General features: G+C 45.2%; 11 protein-coding genes. 6 read left to right on the top strand and 5 right to left on the bottom strand.

The window, feature by feature from the left end; genetic code table 11:
• From ACOMHB_RS15665 to ACOMHB_RS15685, 5 genes are all read right to left on the bottom strand, one after another.
• Complete coding sequence (locus ACOMHB_RS15665; protein WP_422134063.1) at positions 1-1,146, bottom strand: efflux RND transporter periplasmic adaptor subunit; 1,146 nt, start codon at positions 1,144-1,146, stop codon at positions 1-3.
• A gap of 174 nt (positions 1,147-1,320) precedes the next feature.
• The gene (locus ACOMHB_RS15670) at positions 1,321-2,031 is read right to left on the bottom strand and encodes a TetR/AcrR family transcriptional regulator (RefSeq protein WP_448217312.1); all 711 of its coding nucleotides are present in this window, start codon (positions 2,029-2,031) and stop codon (positions 1,321-1,323) included.
• 438 nt (positions 2,032-2,469) lie between these two features.
• Entirely contained in the window at positions 2,470-4,767 is a 2,298-nt protein-coding gene (locus ACOMHB_RS15675; protein ID WP_448217313.1) for an ATP-binding protein, read from the bottom strand.
• A gap of 529 nt (positions 4,768-5,296) precedes the next feature.
• Positions 5,297-7,003 carry a mechanosensitive ion channel domain-containing protein gene (locus tag ACOMHB_RS15680; protein WP_422134066.1) on the bottom strand — a complete coding sequence of 569 codons (1,707 nt, stop codon included), beginning with the start codon at positions 7,001-7,003 and terminating at the stop codon, positions 5,297-5,299.
• A gap of 159 nt (positions 7,004-7,162) precedes the next feature.
• On the bottom strand, positions 7,163-10,240 hold the full coding sequence (locus tag ACOMHB_RS15685) for an ankyrin repeat domain-containing protein (protein WP_448217314.1): 3,078 nt from the start codon (positions 10,238-10,240) through the stop codon (positions 7,163-7,165).
• A 278-nt stretch (positions 10,241-10,518) separates the two neighbouring features.
• Here ACOMHB_RS15685 and ACOMHB_RS15690 point away from each other — a divergent pair, with 278 nt between their 5' ends.
• The 6 genes from ACOMHB_RS15690 to ACOMHB_RS15715 all read left to right on the top strand — a co-directional run bounded on the left by ACOMHB_RS15690 (position 10,519) and on the right by ACOMHB_RS15715 (position 19,768).
• Positions 10,519-12,039, top strand: a complete 1,521-nt coding sequence (locus ACOMHB_RS15690) for a hypothetical protein (protein ID WP_448217315.1) — start codon at positions 10,519-10,521, stop codon at positions 12,037-12,039.
• Positions 12,040-12,188: 149 nt separating this feature from the next.
• Positions 12,189-13,652: a hypothetical protein gene (locus ACOMHB_RS15695; protein WP_448217316.1), complete on the top strand. Its 1,464-nt coding sequence runs from the start codon at positions 12,189-12,191 to the stop codon at positions 13,650-13,652.
• A gap of 185 nt (positions 13,653-13,837) precedes the next feature.
• Complete coding sequence (locus tag ACOMHB_RS15700; protein ID WP_448217317.1) at positions 13,838-15,394, top strand: hypothetical protein; 1,557 nt, start codon at positions 13,838-13,840, stop codon at positions 15,392-15,394.
• Between the two features lie 95 nt (positions 15,395-15,489).
• The gene (locus tag ACOMHB_RS15705) at positions 15,490-16,767 is read left to right on the top strand and encodes a hypothetical protein (protein WP_448217318.1); all 1,278 of its coding nucleotides are present in this window, start codon (positions 15,490-15,492) and stop codon (positions 16,765-16,767) included.
• A gap of 93 nt (positions 16,768-16,860) precedes the next feature.
• Positions 16,861-18,342, top strand: a complete 1,482-nt coding sequence (locus ACOMHB_RS15710; protein ID WP_448217319.1) for a hypothetical protein — start codon at positions 16,861-16,863, stop codon at positions 18,340-18,342.
• 151 nt (positions 18,343-18,493) lie between these two features.
• On the top strand, positions 18,494-19,768 hold the full coding sequence (locus ACOMHB_RS15715) for a hypothetical protein (protein WP_448217320.1): 1,275 nt from the start codon (positions 18,494-18,496) through the stop codon (positions 19,766-19,768).
• The last annotated feature ends 113 nt before the right edge of the window (positions 19,769-19,881 follow it).

Genomic DNA, 19,881 nt, shown 5'->3' on the forward strand with positions numbered 1-19,881 from the left:
TTACAGCCCCCGCTCACGCTGCAGTGGCTTGACAGTCATGCCGGGGCGCAGCCGATTAACACCGGCTGAAACAATGCGCTCACCTTCTTTGAGCCCTGAAGTGACTTCGATACCCGACTGGAGAATGGTACCTGTGGTCACTGCAACCGGATTCACGGTGTTATTATGCTCATCGTATATCCAGACCTGCTCCCTGCCGCTGGTATTGTCTTTCAAAACCGCCGACAGAGGCACAATAAAGTGCTGACCGCCGTTGCTTCCCGGTGAAACTTTTGCCAAATCCATTGTCAGGGTTGCGCCCATGCCGGGATAAACCGTTAAGTCTTCAGGAATAGGCATGGTGAAAACGGCTTCATAGGACTGGGTACCGGGGCTCACTCTGGTGGCGTGCTCTTTGTAACTGACTTTGTATTCCGTACCGGGTCTTCCGGCAAAAGTGACCGTCGGCTGATAGCTGAAATCCACCTCCTCTTCCCGGACATTGGCGACAATACTCTCCGGAACCTGAATACTGACATCCAGGGTATTGCTGCCCTCCAGAATAAGAATGGCCTGCTGCGCCTGAACAAACTGATAATTCTCTACCAGAGTCTGGGCAACCCGACCATCAAACGGCGCCTTGAGTACAGAGTACTTCAATTTATCCCTGGCCAACTCCAGGGCGGCTCTGGCTGACTTGAGTTTGGCGTTGGAGTTATCCAGCTCGGACTGAGAGACCACTTTTTTCTGATAGAGCGATTTAATCCGTTTATTGTCCGTTTCTGCCAGATCAAAATCTGCCTGTCGGGCAGCCAGCTCATTGCGAATATCACGGTCGTCCAGCCTGGCCAGCAACTGCCCTTTCTTAACCTCTTCAGCCTGTTTGACAGGAAACTCCACCAGTTCGCCGGGAATACGGAAAGAAATCTCGGCTTCCTTGCTGGCATAGACCTTGGCCGGAAACTGTCGTAAGTTGCCGGCATTGGAATCTTCCACCTTGAACAGCTTCACTGGACGAGTCACCACTTTCTGTTCTTCCTGTGGCTGCGAGCAACCTGAAAGAACCAGAACCGCAGCGACCAGTGAGGTCAGAAGGAATGGCGAGTAACCCAACTTGTTGTTATTGATTGAAGCCTTACCTTTGGGCAGGCTGAACATCGATTTCATAAACTTTCTCCCTCGCGGACACAGGGCATCCCAACCCCGAATATCATTCGCAAAACAGCCTAAAAAATCCCCTGCGCGAGGGGATCAACATAAACAGCAATAAGCAAAGAAAAACACTCTGTGCCAGCTGCACATTTCAGAAATGGCAAATCAAACCGTGTTAAAGTAAGACTTTCAGTAGTCTGCTTCAAGGACTGTATAGCTAGTCACAACGCCCACCAGCTGATTAAGCCGTGATCTGGGAACGACAGAATGAAGATTCCAACCCGCCAGATAGCGTTCAATATTTGACAAGTGCAGATCCACTCCGTCGTCTTCTCGAAAGTCTGCATTGAAAACGCCAAAGCCTGACTCCTTAATCTGATAAAGACCGCAGGACAAGCCCCAAAGCCCCATCAACAGCTCAGCAACCAGCGCATCAGAAACGTCTTCATAGCCATTCTCAACAAGCGTCAGCCGAACCAGAGCCCTGAGCTGATTGTCAATATAGTTACCCAACTCATTCATGGCATTGCTGCGATTGGCAGAGGCTCTTTGCCAGATACTCGGGTTCATGGCCAGCTGACTGAGTGAAAAGTGCTCTGGATTATCCTGATTCACCTGCCACAGGCAGAGACAGATCATGACCATCTTTTCGACCGAAGCCAGATCTTTATCCAGAACACGATGCAGCACCTGAATTTTTTGCCGGGCCAGAAAATAAGCGCACCCCAGAAGCAGATCTTCTTTACTGGAGAAATGAGAATAGATGGCTCCCATGGAGCACTCTGCCGCCTGGGCAACATCGGACATTCGCAGATCGAGGAAACTTTTCTCTTTCATCAGAAGGAGTGTGGCAGCAACGATCTCGGCTTCTCTCTGAATACGTTTCTGCTGTCTGGACATAAGGACGCTAATACTTGGAAATAAAAACGAATAATATTCGTTTTTGCTCAACTGACACAAGTTATTTTTTAGATTGGAAGGAGCCACGATCCGGATTTTTCACATTGCTGAATGGAGGTGTTCGGTTCAGGAATTTGAACCATGATCTACTGAATTGCGTCATTAAACCTGATTGGTCACTGTCTGCGCTCCACTGTCATGATCGATGGCAACGTCTGCCCGGTCAGTGCAGGCGTGCCAAAGAGTGGAAATTCCGCATTACAAACATTAATTCAGCGATTTTTCTGACGTAAAAGCAGTTTTGCGGGCCGAGACTCAACCTCGTTGACAAACACCGCTGGTTGGTCTGCATGGTTGCAGTTATTTGCCTTGGGCCCAAAGCACGTCAACAGACCCCGTTCTTCTGGCGACATCATGACTGCACTTTGGGCAATTTTATCAAGAAGCTTTGTTCCCACCAAACGCTCCCGGCAAACTTTGCTGTTTGAGCTGGTCCTGCAGTCCGAACTCCGCAAAGTCCGGGAACATATGCGCTAGCCGCTCCCTGACACAGACCTCATTATACTTAAGAGATAAATCTGGCTGATTTAAAAAAACCCGTACAGATTTTAACAATAATAAGCGGTCATTGGTTTTGACCACCAGCTTCAAGCCTTCGTTGTGTACTCTCTGAATAACATTTAAGAACTGCTTGATATGAGTATCATCATCAGTAACATCACACTCCATCAAAACAGCCTGATGCTGTGTTTTGGTTAAATCTCTGAGATCGTAATCCGAGCTTACAACATATATTCCGGGTAAAAAGGGGCTCCCCACCTGACGGATCTGTTCGGCCGGAATACTGAGTACTCTGACCAATTCTTCTATTGATACTGCGTGTTCAGTGATCACTGCTGCCGCATTGCGGCCGTGATACTGAGCCAGTTGCGATATTGCATCAGCAGCCTGTACTTCAGGGCTGTGCCACCATCGGGAACGGTGACTGTCTCCCTGCAAATCGCTCAGATAAAGAAAATTATGTGCGTACTCGGTTAAGGGATCAATATTGCAAGGGAATGCAGCTTTGAGAGGAATATGATGATTTGAACTGACCATGACGGCCTTATCATAATCCATCACATGTTTCATTGTTTTTGCCAGAAGTTGTTTGCTAAAGCAATCGCTGCGGGCATCATCGATGACCACCAAATCCTTACCGGCAAGCATTTCGTCGATCTTTACATACCATCGCACTATATCAGCCTGTAAGTGCTGATAAAGCTCACCTAACTTATCTGCGTCCAGATAGAGGGTGTTGACACCATACTTGGCTGCTTTTTTGGCAACAGCTACACAAAGATGTGTTTTTCCTATTCCTGGTGATCCGGTCAGGAATAGTCCCATGGGCTTTTTACTCCATGCTTCACCCTGATTATTAATCACAGCGTGCGTAAACTTCAGGGCCTTCTCATGCATGAGTTCCTGCTGTGTTGAGCAGGGTTTGTATTGATCTATATCAGCATCAAGATTTTCAGTGTGGAGCTGTGACCCGTAATGCACCGGCTTTGGTTTCATAGTCGCAGTGACAGACAAAAGCGGTTGACGGTGCCAGACTTGATCGCACTGGGACAAAAAATATTCCCAGAACTCAGTACGAAAGCGAGCCGCAGTATGGATACCACCAATAGGGTGGTCATAGGGCAGGATATCGCTGGCCCGCTCTGTATAGTTCGTTCTCCCTTCTTTAATGGCAAAAATTGTCTCAGGACTCTGTGGTTTATTGTAGCCATCAATCAGTATTTTTTTGACCTGGTCGTAGGTTTTCGGCTCATCAAATACACCCGGACCAAACCCCAGATAGAGATTCTGTCCGCTGCTGTTTTGCCCGGTGCATACCAGATTGAAACCCGCAGCAGAACCGCTCGCGTGCTTCAAATGGTAGCCTTTTACGCCCTGAATATAGAGGATATCACCTTTTTTTATCTCCTGTTCTGACTGCTCAGTGCTCCATGAACCCTTGTAAAACTCAAGATAATCAAACAGAGGATGGAGAGGGTTGCTAAAATCGGTCAGTTTTAAAGATTCACCTTCTTTTGCGAGTTTTTGGAAGAATTCAGAAACATGGCTGATGTGACTGAAAAGGTCGCAGGGAATTCTAAACTTTGAGATCGGTGCGCCAAAGATGCGGTCGAATTCGTCTGTGCCAATGATGGTTTCTATGGCTCGATACTGACAGGCCAAAAGGGTCATTGCACAGTCTGCAATGGTGGGGCCATGAAAAAAAGCATTCAGACACTCACTTGGTTTATGCCCATTGTCCCTTGCTACAAAGCTACGCCTGTTCATCGTGTCAAAATATTCCGGTAGTGAGTGCGCCCCGAGGTAGGTACTTTTTGTCAGCTTGCGAAGTTCGTGAGCCTGATAATCCACCCCATAAAAAACACCCAGACGTTTTTCTTCTTCTGCCCAACAATTATCCGCTTCATGACAAAAGCTTGTCGTGACTGAGCCCCGTCGATCGTATGGTGTGTTAACGAGCTGGAGCCAGTGAATTGTTTTTTCGGCGAACTGCTCAGCGAAGGGTTTAGTGCTGAGACTTTTCGGGAAGGCGTTGTAAGGGGGGGTTATCTGGTGTAAAGATTTGATATGATCTCTAAAAACACGCTTATCGTGGTATGAGACTTTTTTAGGAATTGAGTCAAAGACGACAGAAAAGCCTGCGCCAATTCCAACATCATGGTTTCCTCCATTCATTATATTCGACTTCTGCACGCATGAATCCACCTTTTCATTAGGATCGTCATGAATGAACTCCGCACCAGAAGATAATACACACCTGGACGTAATAGCTGTCTGTATCAGTTTCCCATCGATATCGATTGGTCTAAAAAGTTTTGAATCATCTTCATAATCTGATGACAAAGATGATACAAGCCTTGAGGGGTTACCCAAAAATGTTTTGGTATTCCCTACTTCAGAAGCTCTTTCAGTAGACTCTCCCGCCGGGAATTGGAGATTTGTGCCGGGTTGAAAGCTTGCAGGTTCAGTATACATATTTCTTATCCTCCACTTCTTATGCTTGCTGTTAATACCTTTTTGAAGCCATCATATTTAGTCAGCACGTTCAATCCTGCCTGAGAGTACTTCAGGTAATCTCAAGAGAGCGTGCTTATATGAATCTGACACTAAAGTCTTAATATCTTTGACAACGAAGAAATGATTTAGTTCATTGCTAAATGGAGGTGTTCGGTTCAGGAGTTTGAACCATGACCTACAGAATTGCTCACTGACAGCCTGTTACCTGCTCGCCCGGCAGGTCTGCTGGCGCCTTGCTATAAAAATGAAGCTCCCGTTGCGGGAATGGAATGGTGATACCTTCCCGGTCAAACCGGACTTTCACCTCACGGGTGATGTCCCAGTATACATCCCAGTAGTCGTCTGTTTTTACCCAGGGACGAACCACAAAATCCACGGATGACTCGTTGAGAATATTCAGACGAATGATGTGCTCCGGTGTTTTCAGTATTTTCTGGTGGCTGCAGACAATATCTTCAAGAAGGCTTTCAACCTGCTCAACATTGTCTCCATAAGCAACCCCAAAGACCATATCGACCCGGCGGATGCGCTCCGATGTGATGTTCTTAATGGTTTCTCCCCAGATTTTGGCATTGGGTACCATAAAGACCTGATTATCAAAAGTGCGAATTGTGGTGTTGACCAGACTCATTTTGCCCACTTTGCCTGCAACACCTCCGGCCTCAACATAGTCACCCACATCAAAAGGGCGATAGATCAGGATCATCATACCGGAGGCAAAATTGGACAGGGTATCCTGCAGGGCAAAACCGATAACGATACCGGCCACACCCAGACCGGTCAGTACCGGTGTTAAATCCAGTCCCACCTGTGCCAGGGCAAACAGGAGGCCGAAAACCACCACCAGGTTACCGCCAACACTGATAAAGAAATCCTGAACCAATGTACTGAAACGAGCTTTCTTAAGAGTAACGGCCCGGGATATCCCCCGCCGAACCAGACGAGATAGCATTATGGTGACTGCCATCAGAGCGACAAACAGTAAGAGGCGGGAGAGTATGCCGCCCAGATTTGATTTAAACCAATGAATCAAATCACCCCAGAGTCCGGCAATGACCGTGTGCAATGTTTCGATGTTAACGACGGCTTCTGCCAGATTACCGGTAGTTTTGAAAATCAGTTCATTATACTGTTCCACCGGCAGTCCCTGTTCTTGCATCATTATCACGATCTGTTTCAGATTCGCCACGGCACTGCGAACCAGACGGTCCTGAGTGGCAATTTTACTTTCCAAAGAACTTCGGGCATCTGCAGGAAGGGATTTCAGCTCCGTCTGTAACAACTCTTTCTGGCGGTTATTATTACGGAGATAGGTAGCCATAAACTCAGCGTAAAGGGTTATCTCCCGGTCAAGTTGCTGTTGCGCAGCGGCGCTATTGACCTTCCAGCTTTTCAGTAATTTCAGGTTATCCAGCCGTTCATTCAGCAGCCAGTTTATGTAGGCGTAGAAGTCGTTGATGTTGAACAACACCAGTAACTGCTCATCGGCACTGGCTTTCTCATATTGTTCAAACAGTTTGCGCAGATCAGTTGAGGCGGGGGTTAGCCGGGCTTCAAAAAAGCGGTTTTCTGCGTTCACCACCTCTTCACCCAGCTTTATGGTCTCTGGGGTATTAATAGCCTGAACCTGGTCAAGGAAATCATTAACCAGACGAGTAGTGGTGCGAATATCGGAAACGACTTGTTGCTGAATTAAATCGCGGGTCATCTCAGAACTGGTATCCTCCCAGTTGGCCTCCATCTGAACCACCCGTTTGCTGGCAGCTTCAATATTGCTGATGACCGAAGCCTGTGAAGCAACAAGCTCGGTTGCTGGCAGGGACTGGCTAGTGGTGTTTTCTGCTAAGGCGCTGAAAGAAAAAAACAGGAATATCCAGATAAGGTTTCTGAACATCGGAAATCTCCGAAAAGAACAAGAGTCTCTGTTCCAGTTTAGGTGGTGATGGGATTCCCTATGTGAAAATTTGATACCTTAGCATTAGTTCGGGGTCTGTAAAGAACGTCAGCCGACGTTTATAGGCATAAAGACCAGTAAACCGCTTCATGATTACTCTCAAGGCAACAGTTTTTTATAGCGACCAAATTGAAGCAGCGCTGCCACCACCTTGTTATTGAAAGGCTTATTCACATGCATTTGCTGCAGCCTGAAGTGATGGTTTGTTATTGAGTCCTTATCCAGGCAGCTATCAATATAATCAGCCAGGGCTTGCTCAGAAGGATCAAGCGCTGCGAGCAACGCCTTTTTTTCAATCCCGCCCAGTTTTTCTGCTTTATGTAACAGGCTCATAATGGTGACTGGCCGCAATTGCAAAGGCGATGGCTGGGGGTCTGCCCATACAAAATCCAACGCCTCATTTTCAAATTCAAACTCGTTGGTCTTTATCTTGTCAATATAAGAAACTGCCTCTGCATAGCGACCTTCCCTGACAAAATTGGACAACTTTTTAAGGACTTCAATCCCGGTGCCTTCCCTTTCCATCTGTAGCTTGCAGGAAAAGGCCAGGGCCTTTAAAGCCTCCAATGGCACTCCCATGTCCTGGGCCACTGGCGTATTTCCATAGGGAAGGAGAGAAAGATGGGGTTGGCCACTTTGCAACAGAGTCGTGGTCAGATTGGCACCTTCACTTAATACCGGGAAACGGGTGCTTTGCACCAGCTTATTGAAACTTTGCTGCGGCAGACTGGGCATAAGACACAGTAACCATTGGCTCCTGCCCGAGGCCATCAAAGAGGCCCGGTCCTGCTGATCCCGAAAGTCAACCAGTGTAAAGCCCGTGGTTCTGGTGATTTCTTTTAACGAACTTATTCCATTTTCATCCATATATTCATCTCCCTCTCTATCCTTATCCCTAAAAGCGCTGACCGTGGTGGTCACCACTACCGGGAGGGCGTCTGCTGCCTGACCCTGATTTATTTTAATAGCACTAAGCCAATTGCTTAGTATCGTTGCTTTATTCTGGCGCAGAACAGTGTGCAAACCATAAACTACCGCAATATGTATTTTTTCGTTGGCAGATAAATCACAAAGATCATCAATAGCAGAGATTAATGTTGCTCGATGGCTATCGACGGATTCGTTGGCTATTTCCGTTCCCTGTGGTTGCAGATCTTCGCCGGGAATAATGGCGTTTGCCGGTAGATGCAAAGAGACGATATTACAATCAGACACTGCATCCTTGTCGTCAATGGAAGTTGTGGGTGATTTATCGGTGAAAGTGGATTTCGAAACGTTGCAAGGCTGTGACCATAGAGAGTATTCGTTATTTTCATCATTCATTTTAACCGATGTTTTGGTATCCAAATACATCGTTTCATGCTCAATGAAAAAACGATAGGGTTTTAAAGTAATGTAGGATTCTTGTATGCACCCCAATTGCCAGTAAAGCATTTCGGGTCGAAAAAATGAAAGGGTAACGGCTGCATTGATTTTATTCTCGCTTCGAAGATTACAGCTGGAAATGATAACCCTGGTGTCTTTTATATAAATTTCCTGAATGTCCTGATTAATCTTTATTCCTGGCAGCAAGTAAGCCAACATTGATAATGCTATTCGCTGTTTCTTTAAGTATCCTGCCTGTTCTTTATGATTAAATTTTTGTCGTGTAATGAAATCACTGTAATCCGGGGGTGACAATTGCGCATGAATAGTTTTGGCGCCCAGGTCAACAAGGGTTTTAATGAGTCCAACCGATGCCACGGTATCACCCATAGACATGAATTGACCTTTTTTATCTAAATTTTCTTCAATGATACAATGTACATACACCCCTATTTCCTGCAACCCACTTAACAAGGCTTTAACCTGTGGCAAATATTTGTCGGATGATGATCTCTCGGCAAAACTGTTGTCGGGCTGATCCGATAAATTTTCTCCCCTGATATTTTTATTGAAAATTTTATCTTCTTCCTGCTGCAAGGTCTGTTGGAATAGCGTTTTATCGAAATTCTTCACCGGGCAAAACGGCAACTTCACTTTCTCCCGGGCCTCTCTGATCAGTTTTGCACAGATACCATTTTCTTTACTCTGAAATTCAGAGGCATATCCCATTTTCGTCAGTCGATTGATGAAGAACGGCTGCTCGAGAAGATATTTTAGAATTTCATCATGGCCACGTTTTATAGCCAGCTGAGTTAGCGGCTCCAAGTCATTTAAATAAACCTCGTCAGGTGTGAAAGTATCTGGACAGGTTTGAACGAGCCATTTTACACAATCCAAATGCCCACACTTTACCGCATGGCGAAGAAGGCTATTGGGTCGAAAAAAAGTACCCGCATTTTTTGCACTGCTGATAATAACTTCTGCACACTCCTTATGACCATTTTCCATCGCCAACCCAATAAGTGAATAATTGCCAACAAACAGATTCCGGAGACTTTCATACTCAAACATGGCCATTAAACCGGCTTTATTTCCGTGTTGCGCTGCCAGGTGAACCGGGGTGGCTCCTGATTTGTCTGTTGCCAGCAGTTCTTTTTCCAATAATGACAAGTTGGGGCAATTATCCAGAAAAAATCTCAAAAAATTATTTTGTTCTTCTTTAGCTGCGATATGCAGAGGTCGTTCGCCGTTATTATTTATTGCCAGCAACAGGTGCTGAGCTCCACTCACCAACAGCCGAGATAAGTCATCATGGCCGTGTAGCAGCGCCAGATGCAGAACGGAGTTACCTTCTTCATCTTTAATAGCCAGAGCAAGGGGGTTTTTGCTAATGCATTCTTTTACGCTTTCTGTATCACCCTGCCTTATCAGGTTTATCAGGACTTGCGGGGATAAATTATCCGCAAGGTTGCGCTGATGCCATGGAGCCTCCTTCGAAGAGACTTGCAGTTCCGCCATCTCCATCATCACTTGTTGCATCAGCACATTATCAGATGATTCCGGGAGTGCTTTTTTATTTTCGGGTCTGGAGTAAGGATGACCAAGAATGGAGCGAGCCTGGATCAGTCTTACTGTTCTTGTAGCGCGTAAGCTTTCAGATGGCATAAAGCTTTGACTATGCCGTAATGCCACGCTCTGGACAGAAGGTATTCCGGTAGCCGGGGCTGTTACGGGATTGTGCTTTTCAGATGTGTTTTTATCACCACCATTCAGGTTTACTGGATTGGAAGATGCCCCTCCTTTTGGCAGCATTGTTGTTTCCCTCCTGAAAATCTTGCCAGCATCAGCCAGCTTTTTTTAGACAACTGATAACTAAAAAAGTTCTGTCTCAGGGAACTTTTATTCGATACCGGGAACAGCCTCATCAAGTGTATCTTCGTATTGGATGCAGCCCACCGTAACAAGGTTCATTTTATAGATTGAACTAAAAACTGGTACTTTGGTCTAAATAAAAAGAACAGTCTTTAATCATTACAAGCTGAATAAACGTTTTTAATCTTATTGCATATTTATAGACAAGGAGAAAAGTCATGATTAACGGTATGAATACTCTCAAATCTCTCGTTCCGGCAACAATACCGGGCAACACTAGAGAAACTCCCACTGATAAGCCTGTTGATGTTACGCAAAAACGTGACATCACCCCTTATCTGAAAACCGACGGCAACGAAATTCAACAACCGACCGTCGATCTTTCAAGCCGAACCGTTACTGATTTGAATTCAGGCTTAAACAACTCAGACATCAGCCCGTCGTCCTCTGTGCTCGAGGCAGTCGCAAAAGTAGCAAGCAAAACTGAGACAGGGCAAAAAGTGGCGAACAAAGGTAGTTCACAAGAAGTAAATGAACGTTTTGATCCCACCGTATCGGAGAAGCGCCAGACTTTTAAGAAAGCCTTGCACAGCCAGAGCGTTCCTGAGGCCAGTGAACACATTGGACAAGATAAGCGTCCCATACAACTGAATGCTCCTGGCAAAGCTTACACGGGCAGTTCCGAGCGTATTCATTGGAAGCATATGAATAATACCCCCCGGGATAACTACTATGCGACCTATGCCAATGTACCGCTTGAGATTGAGCCGGAAACTGTCCAGATTGGCAACCAGCAACTGATTACGCTGGATACTTCGCAATCATTTGTTGATAAGGCTCTGGAGGCAGAGAGGGAATATTTGGAATACTTTAACTTCAGCTTTCTGGTTGATTTTTTACGCGAAAACAGCTCAATCAAATACATTGTTGATATTGGCTGTGGTGACGGAAAAAAATCCCTGTTAATGCAAAACTATCTCCATGAAAAGGAACTTCAGATTAAAGTGATTCCTGTTGATATTGCCAATACTTATGACAATGTATATAACGACGACAAGCCACTGCCCATCAACATTATCCCGGCTCAGGAAATTGTTGCCGCTAGACCGGCAACTACTTTGTTTACCGCCATACACCCTTTTACCGGCGACTACGATGAAGTAAAAGGATTGAGCAGTGAGATTACACAGGGAAAAACTGACTATTACATCACTACACTCATAAAAAACAATCCCGGCTGTTTTGTCCTGGCTACCGAAGACAGACACACATCCTCACCCCAGCGTTATATTCCACCAGAACTGGTGTACACCAAGCATTATCACGCCTACGCGAATAGCTTTTGGATAAAGTGGCTGGAGGATGATGACAGGGTGCCTTTTTACCAGGAAAAAGCTGCAGAAATGAACTCAGAAAACGGTAATATTCACCGGTTAAACCAATTACTGGCGAAACTTCCCGAACAGCGGGATGGTTATCTGGCTTCAATCTCCCAAATTACAGATCGAATAAAAAGTTACATACTCAAAGAGCCAGAGAAATTCTGGCCAGATAATATCTTCAATTTGCATATTAATGACACATTATTCATGGCAACTAACAAATCTTCCGAATGTATCACATTCGAAAGCATCGAAGATGAGATAAAAAGAAATAGATTGGAGATGCATTGCTGGCATGCCTATCGCCAGGATATCAATGCCTCAAAAGTTACCGGCCAGGCAGCAAAAACACCCTGATTTTAAATTAAAACTAAAAGACAGCCCAGTTTATGAATGGAGCTTTCAATTGATATTCTGGTCAAAAAATTAAGGATAAACTTTTAACCAGTTCTTTCTGAACAAGGGTTTTTAGTCACATTACATACTCATCGACAAGGAGAGCAGTCATGATCAGAGGTATGGACACTTTCAACTCTCTCGTTCCGACGGCAAAACAGGGCAATACTGAAGAAACTCCCCCTGGTAAACCTGATGATGTTACGCAAAAACATGACATCACCCCTTATCTGAAAACCGACGGTAACGAAATTCAACAGCAGACTGTCGATTTTTCAAGCCGAGCCGTTACTGATTTGAATTCAGGTATAAACAACTCTGACACCAGCCCATTGCCCAAACCGCGCGAGGCAGACGCAAAAGTAGCCAACAAAACTGAGACAGAGCAAAAAGTGGCGAACAAACGCAGTGCACAAGAAGTCAATGAACGTTTTGATCCCACCGTACCGAAGAAGCGCAAAACTTTTAAGATGACCTTGCACAACCAGAGCGTCCCTGAGACCAGTGAACACATTGGACAAGATAAACGTCCCACACAGCAGAACACTCCCTTAACGCCATACCCTGATACTTCCGGTTACAGACGCGTATTTGCCTTGATGGATAATACTACCCGGCACAATTACTGTGCGAGACATGCCAATGTAACGGCTGAGGTTGAACCGGAAACTGTCCGGATTGGCAACCAGAACCTGATGACCCTGGATACTTCACAATCATTTGTTGATCCAGACCTGGAGTCAGACAGGAGCAATTGGGAGGAGTTTAACCTCAGCTACCTGCTCGATTTTTTGGATAAAAACAAAACCATCGAATACATTGTTGATATTGGCTGTGGTAGCGGAGGAATATCCCTGTTACTGCAGAACCTTCTCAACGAAAAGAATTTCAAGATCAAAGTAATCCCTGTAGATGTTTACAATTATCACGACGATGAGGCTATCAAGTCACTGCCCATCAACATAATAGCGGCCCAGGAAATTGTTGGCGCTACACCGGTAAACACTTTGTTTATCGCCATACACCCTTTTACCGGCCACGACTATGAAGCAATAAAGCTAAGCAGGGACATTACACAGGGGAAAACTGACTATTACATCACCACACTCATAAAAAACAATCCCGGCTGTTTTGTCCTGGCCACCGAAGACCGCTTTGCCTCCTCTCCACAGCGTTATATTCCCCCGGAACTCGTGTACACCAAACATTACCAGGCATTCGTATACAGGATTCCGTCGGAGACCGATGAGGCAAAGGCCCTTCGTCAGGAGAAAGCTGCGGAAATGAATTCAGAAAATGGTGCTATTTACCGGTTAAACCAGTTGCTGGCAAAACTGCCTGAACAGCGGGATAGTTATCTGGCTTCGATCAATAAAATTACCAGCTGTCAACAGCAGCAAATACTCAGAAAGCCTTCTGAATTCTGGCCAGATGTCATCTTTGAGTTGCACATTAATAATGACTTATTAACGGAAGTTGGCAGAACTTTTGAAAGTATCAAACGTGAAGTAGAAAATAATCAATTGGAGATGCTTTGCTGGCATGTCTATCGTCAGGCTATCAATCCCTCATAAGTGGCAAGCCAGTAGGCGAAAAAAGCCCGATTTTTAAATTGAAGGCCCCAAACGGCACAGTTATCCCTGAAGAGCCTGAGTTGAACTAAGCGTTGATATTTTGGTCTAAACATACAATTACAAATTTTAACCCGTTCAAGGTGAATAAAGTTATTGATCTTGTTGCATAGACGTGGAGACTAGTCATGATTCGTAGTACGGGCACAGCCAATTCTCCCATTCAGACGGCAAAACAGGGCAGTACAGAAAAAAAAACCTCTGGCAAACCTGATGATATTGCGCAAAAAAATAACATCACCCCGAAAACCGACGGCAACGGAATTCAACAACGACAAACCAAAAGTCTTTCGAGCCGAGTGATTACTGATTTAAATTCGGACTCAAACAACCCTGAAATCAGTCCATCACCCTCCTCTCTGCACGAGACTGTCGAAAAAGTAGCAAGCAACGCTGTGACAAAGCAAAAAGTGGGTAAAAATCGTCGTTTACAAGAAGTAGATGGGTATTTTGAGCCACTTTTTAACGCCATATCAGCGAAGCGACCCACTTTAGCGACAGCTTGGCATTGCCAGAGCGTCCCTGAGGCCAGTGGACCTATTGGACAAGACAGACGTGCCACACAGCAGATCGCTCCCTCCAGACCATACCCTGGTCATTCCAGTTACGAGTCTGCCTTTATGGATAACAGTCCCCGCAGCAATTTCTCTGCAACCTATGCCAATGTACCCGTTACGGTTAAGCCGGAAACTGTCCAGATTGGCAACCAGCGGCTGATTACGCTGGATAGGTCGCAAGCATTTGTTGATCCAACCCTGGTGGAAGACAGAATTGATTCGGAACTTTATAACTTCAGTTTTCTGGCTGATTTTTTACGCCAAAACAACACCATCGAATACATTGTCGATATTGGCTGTGGTAATGCAGAAGCATCCCTGTCAATGCAAAACTATCTCAACGAAAAGACATTACCAATCAAAGTGATTCCTGTGGATGTCAGCAATGCTTATGCCGGTATATCTGACGTCGCCACGACACTGCCCATCAACCTGATACCGGCCCAGGAAATTGCTGGCGCTGCACCGGCAACCACTTTGTTCACCGCTATTCACCCTTATACCGACACAGGCTCAGTAGCAAGACGACTGAGCAGGGAGATTGCACAGGGGATGACTGACTACTACCTCACCACGCTGATAAAAAACAATCCCGGCTGTTTTGTCCTGGCAACCGAAGATCCCTACCTCTCCTCGCCCCAGCGTTATATTCCTCCTGAGCTGGTTTACACCAAACATTATCAGGCATTCGCGAATGACATGAAGCTGGATGATTATGAAACAAACCCCAACCAAGAGGCAAAAGCCATGAGAATGAATGCAGAAAAAGGTGATATTCACCGGTTAAACCATTTGCTGGCAAAACTTCCTGAAGAGCGGGCCCATTACCTGGCCTCGATCCCTGCAATTAAAGAAAAATTGCAAGTAGAATTACCCGGAAAACCTGAGCGAGCCAGGCCAGACAAAATCTTCAAGTTGTATCTTGACAAGATGGCATCTATCAAGGGTTTCAGGTTATACCCTGATATTAAACATGACCTGGCAAAAAATAGATTGGAGATGCGTTGCTGGCATGTCTATCGCCAGGATATTAATGCCTCAGAGGTTTCCAGCCAGGCTGCTAAAGAGCCGTATTTTTCAAATGGAAACTACCAGACAGTCCGTTTTATGAATGGAACTCAATATTAATATTTTGTCTGAAGAGAAAACGCAAAACTTTTACCAGTTCAAACTGAATAAGGATTTTTGATCTTATTGCTTATTAATCAACATGGAGAACCATCGTGATTAGAGATATGGAGACTTCTCATTTAAACGTCAAGACGACAGAACAGGTCAGTACTGAAAAAACTCCCCCTGACAAACCTGTTTATTGCAGGCAAAAACAAGAGGTCAACCCTTTTCTGAAAACCGATGGCAACGAAATCCACGAGCAACAAGTCTTCAGTCTTTCCTGCCGTAACGTTGCTGATTTGAAGACTCCTTCCAGGCCATATCCCGGTACTTCCAGATGTACATCAGTCTATATGGATAATAATCCCCGGGGGAACTACTCGGCTACCTATGCCAATCTACCGGAAACAGTTACACCGGAAACAGTCCGGATTGGTAATCAGCAACTGATCACGCTGGATACTTCGCAACCATTTGTTGATTCGGATCTGGCGGCAGAAAGGCGCTTTTTGGGATTGTATCACTTCGACTTTCTGGTTAATTTTTTATACCAAAACAACCAAATTGAATACATTGTTGATATTGGCTGTCACCGCGGAACAATATCCTTGTTAATGCAAAACTATCTCAATGAAAAGGGATTGCGGATCAAAGTAATTCCTGTGGACGTCCGTAATGATTATGCCAATGAAGCTGACGGTGCCAGGGCACTGCCCATCAACCTGATCCCGGCCCAGGAAATTGCCAATGCTTCACCCGCAACCACTTTGTTTACCGCCACACACCCTTATACCGGCTCAGGCTCAGGAGCAAGAAGACTGAATAAGGAAATTAGAGAGGGGATCGCTGACTTTTATCTCACCACACTGATAAAAAACAATCCCGGCTGTTTTGTCCTGATCACCGAAGATCCTTATGTATCCTCACCACAGCATTATATTCCCCCGGAACTGGTGTATAGCAAGCATTACTATGCATACCCGAACTTCCTTGTTCCAGCGGCTTGTGAGACAGAGAAAGCCATTCGTCAGGCAAAAGCTGCAGAAATGAATGCGCAAAGCAGTGATATTCACCGGTTAAACCAGTTGCTGGCCAAACTTCCTGAAATGCGGAACAGCTATCAAGCTGAGATTTCTGCATTGAAAGATCAATTACAGCCGGAAATAGTCAAAAAGCCCGATCGATTTTGGCCAGATGAAATCTTCAGGTTATATCTTGATAAAAGGTCCTTTACCGAAGGTGTCAGACCTTATGATGATATCCAATATGACGTAAAAAGAAAGGCATTGGAGCTGCGTTGCTGGCACGTCTTTCGTCAGGATATAAATACCTCAGAAGCCTGTGGATACAGCCCCCCAGAACAAAGTTCGGTTTATGGATTGAACTAATAACTTGTACCTTGGTCTAAATCTATAAGCACTGACTATTAATGAATAAACGTTTTTAAACTTTTTGCGTGCTCATCGACAAGGAGAACAGTCATGATTAGAGGTATAGAAAACCCTGTCGTTCCGACGACATTACCGGGCAATACTAAAGAAACTCGCCCTGATAAACCTGATGATGTTGTACAAAAACATGACATCCCCCCTCATCTGAAAACCGACGGCAACGAAATTCAACAACAGAGACTTGATCTTTCAAGCCGAACCGTTACTGATTTGAATGCAGATATAAAAAGCCCATTACCCAATGCGCGCGAGGCAGACGCAAAAGTAACCAGCAAAACTCAGACAAGGCAAAAACTGGCAAACAAACACAGTTCACAAGTATTAAAGCAATGTTTTGATCCCAGCGAATCACAAAAATGCAAGACTTCTGAGACAGCCTCGCACAGCCAGAGTGCCCCTGAGGCCAGTGAACACGTTGGACAAGATGAACGTCCCTTAGAACTGAACACTCCTCGCAAACCCTACCCGGGTAGTTCCAGGCGTCGACGTGAAGCCCATATGAATAATAACCCCTGGGGCAACTACTATGCGACCTATGCCAATGTACCGCGTACGTTTAGACCGGAAACTGTCCAGATTGGCAACCAGAAACTGATAACGCTGGATACATCACAATCATTTATTGATCCGGATCTGGAAGGAGACAGGAAAGATTTGGGACACCATAACTTCAGGTACCTGGTTGATTTTTTAAACAAAAACAACGAAATCAAATACATTGTTGATATTGGCTGTGGTGACGGAAAAAAATCCCTGTTAATGCAAAACTATCTCAAAGAAGAGGGCGTTCAGATTAAAGTGATTCCTGTTGATATTGCCAATGCTTATGACAATGTATATAACCACAACAAGCCACTGCCCATCAACATTATCCCGGCTCAGGAAATTGCTGGCGCTACACCAGCAACCACTTTGTTTACCGCCATACGCCCTTTTACCGAAGAGGACCGGGAAGCAGAGCAACTGACCAGGGAAATTGCACAGGGAAAAACCGATTATTACCTCACCACACTCCTGAAAAACAATCCCGGCTGTTTTGTACTGACCACCGAAGATCCGTACGCATCTTCACCCCAGCGTTACATTCCCCCGGAAATGGTGTACACCAGACATTACCATGCATTCGCAAATGCCTTTTCGCCGCACGATTATGAGACATTGTCTGATCGTCAAGCAAAGGCTGCGGAGATAAATGCAGAAAACGGTGATATTTACCGTTTAAACCAGTTGCTGGAAAAATTTCCTACCAGAGATCGGAATATTTATTTGTACTCGATCCCTCTAATCAGGGGAAATTTACAAAAGGAATTACCCAAGGAACCTGAGCAACTTCGCCCAGACAACATCTTCAATTCGTTTCTTCGAAATATCACATGTTTCGAGCCAATAAGTTCATATCTTGGAATTCAACGTGACTTAACAAGAAACAATTTGGAGATGCGTTGCTGGCATGTCTATCGTCAGGATATTACTACCTCAGAAGTTACCGAGCAAGGCACTAAAGAGCCCTGATTTTTTAAATTGAAACTAATAGACAGCCCGGTTTATGAATGGAACTCTCTATTGATATTCTGGTCCAAAAAGTAAGGACAACCTTTAAACCAGTTCATTCTGAGTAAGCGTTTGCAGTCTTATTACATGCTCATCGACAAGGAGTATAGTCATGATTAGAAGTATGGACACTGCCAATTTCCAGGCTCCGACAACAGAACAGGGAATTACAAGAGAAACTCCCCCTGACAAACCTGATCATGTCAGGCAAAAACGTGACATCGAGCCTCAATTAAAAACCGACGACGATGGAATTCAGCAACAACAGGCCGCCAGTCTTTCAAGCCGAACCATTACTGGTTTAAACGCTCATTCCGCAGCGTACCCTGAAACTCACTCGTATGGATATGCCCGTATGTATAATAATCCCCGGCGCAATTACTGTGCGAGCCATGCCAATGTATCGGGTACGGCTGAACCGAAAACTGCCCAGATCGGCAACCAGAAGCTGATAACACTGGATACTGCGCAATCATTTGTTGATTCGACCCAGGAGGCAGACAGGGACAATGTGGAACTCTTTAACTTCAACTTCCTGGTTGATTTTTTGCACAAAAACAGCGAAATCAAATACATTGTTGATATTGGCTGCGGTAACGCAAAGATATCTCTGTTAATGCAAAAATATCTCAATGAGCAGGAAGTTCAGATTAAAGTGATTCCTGTGGATATCGCAAATATTTACGGTAGTCTCTATGCAGTTTTCCACGACAAGCCACTGCCTATCAACATAATCCCGGCCCAGGAAATTGCTGACGCTACACCGGCAACCACTTTGTTTACCGTCTTACATCCTTTTACCGGCACGCCTTCAGAAGAAGAAAAACTCTCCGGGGAGATCGTAAGGGGGGAAACCGAGTATTACATCACCACACTCATAAAAAACAATCCCGGTTGTTTTGTCCTGGCCACCGAAGATCCCTATGCATCCTCACCCCAGCTTTATATTCCCCCGGAACTGGTGTACACCAAACATTACCATGCATTACCGAATTGCGTTTCGTCGGAAGATATTGAGACAAAATCCCTTCAAGAGGCAAAAGCTGCAGAGATGAATGCAGAAAATGGTGATATTGACCGGTTAAACCAGTTTCTGGCAAAACTTCCTGAGCAGCGGAGTCATTATCTGGCTATGACTTCTGCAATTACAGAGAGATTACAACGGCAAATGGACTTAAAACCCAGGCTATTCACGCCGGATTATATTTTTAATGCTTATCTCTGGGGAAAAAGGCTAGACGATAAGGCAATCAGGTCTCGCGCTCATATCAAATCTGTCCTGGAAAATTATGGACTGGAGCTGCGTTGCTGGCATGTTTATCGTCAGGACATCAGTGCCTCAAAAGTGACCAGCGAAACTGCGAAAGAGCCCTATTCTTCAAATTGAAGCTGCCAGACACCCTCTCCAGCCTGGGAACGAGCCGTCAACAACGCCCGGTTTATGGATTGAACTAATAACTAGTACTTTGGTCTAAATATGTAAGCACAGACTAAAACCGG

This window comes from Endozoicomonas sp. 2B-B (assembly GCF_053470045.1).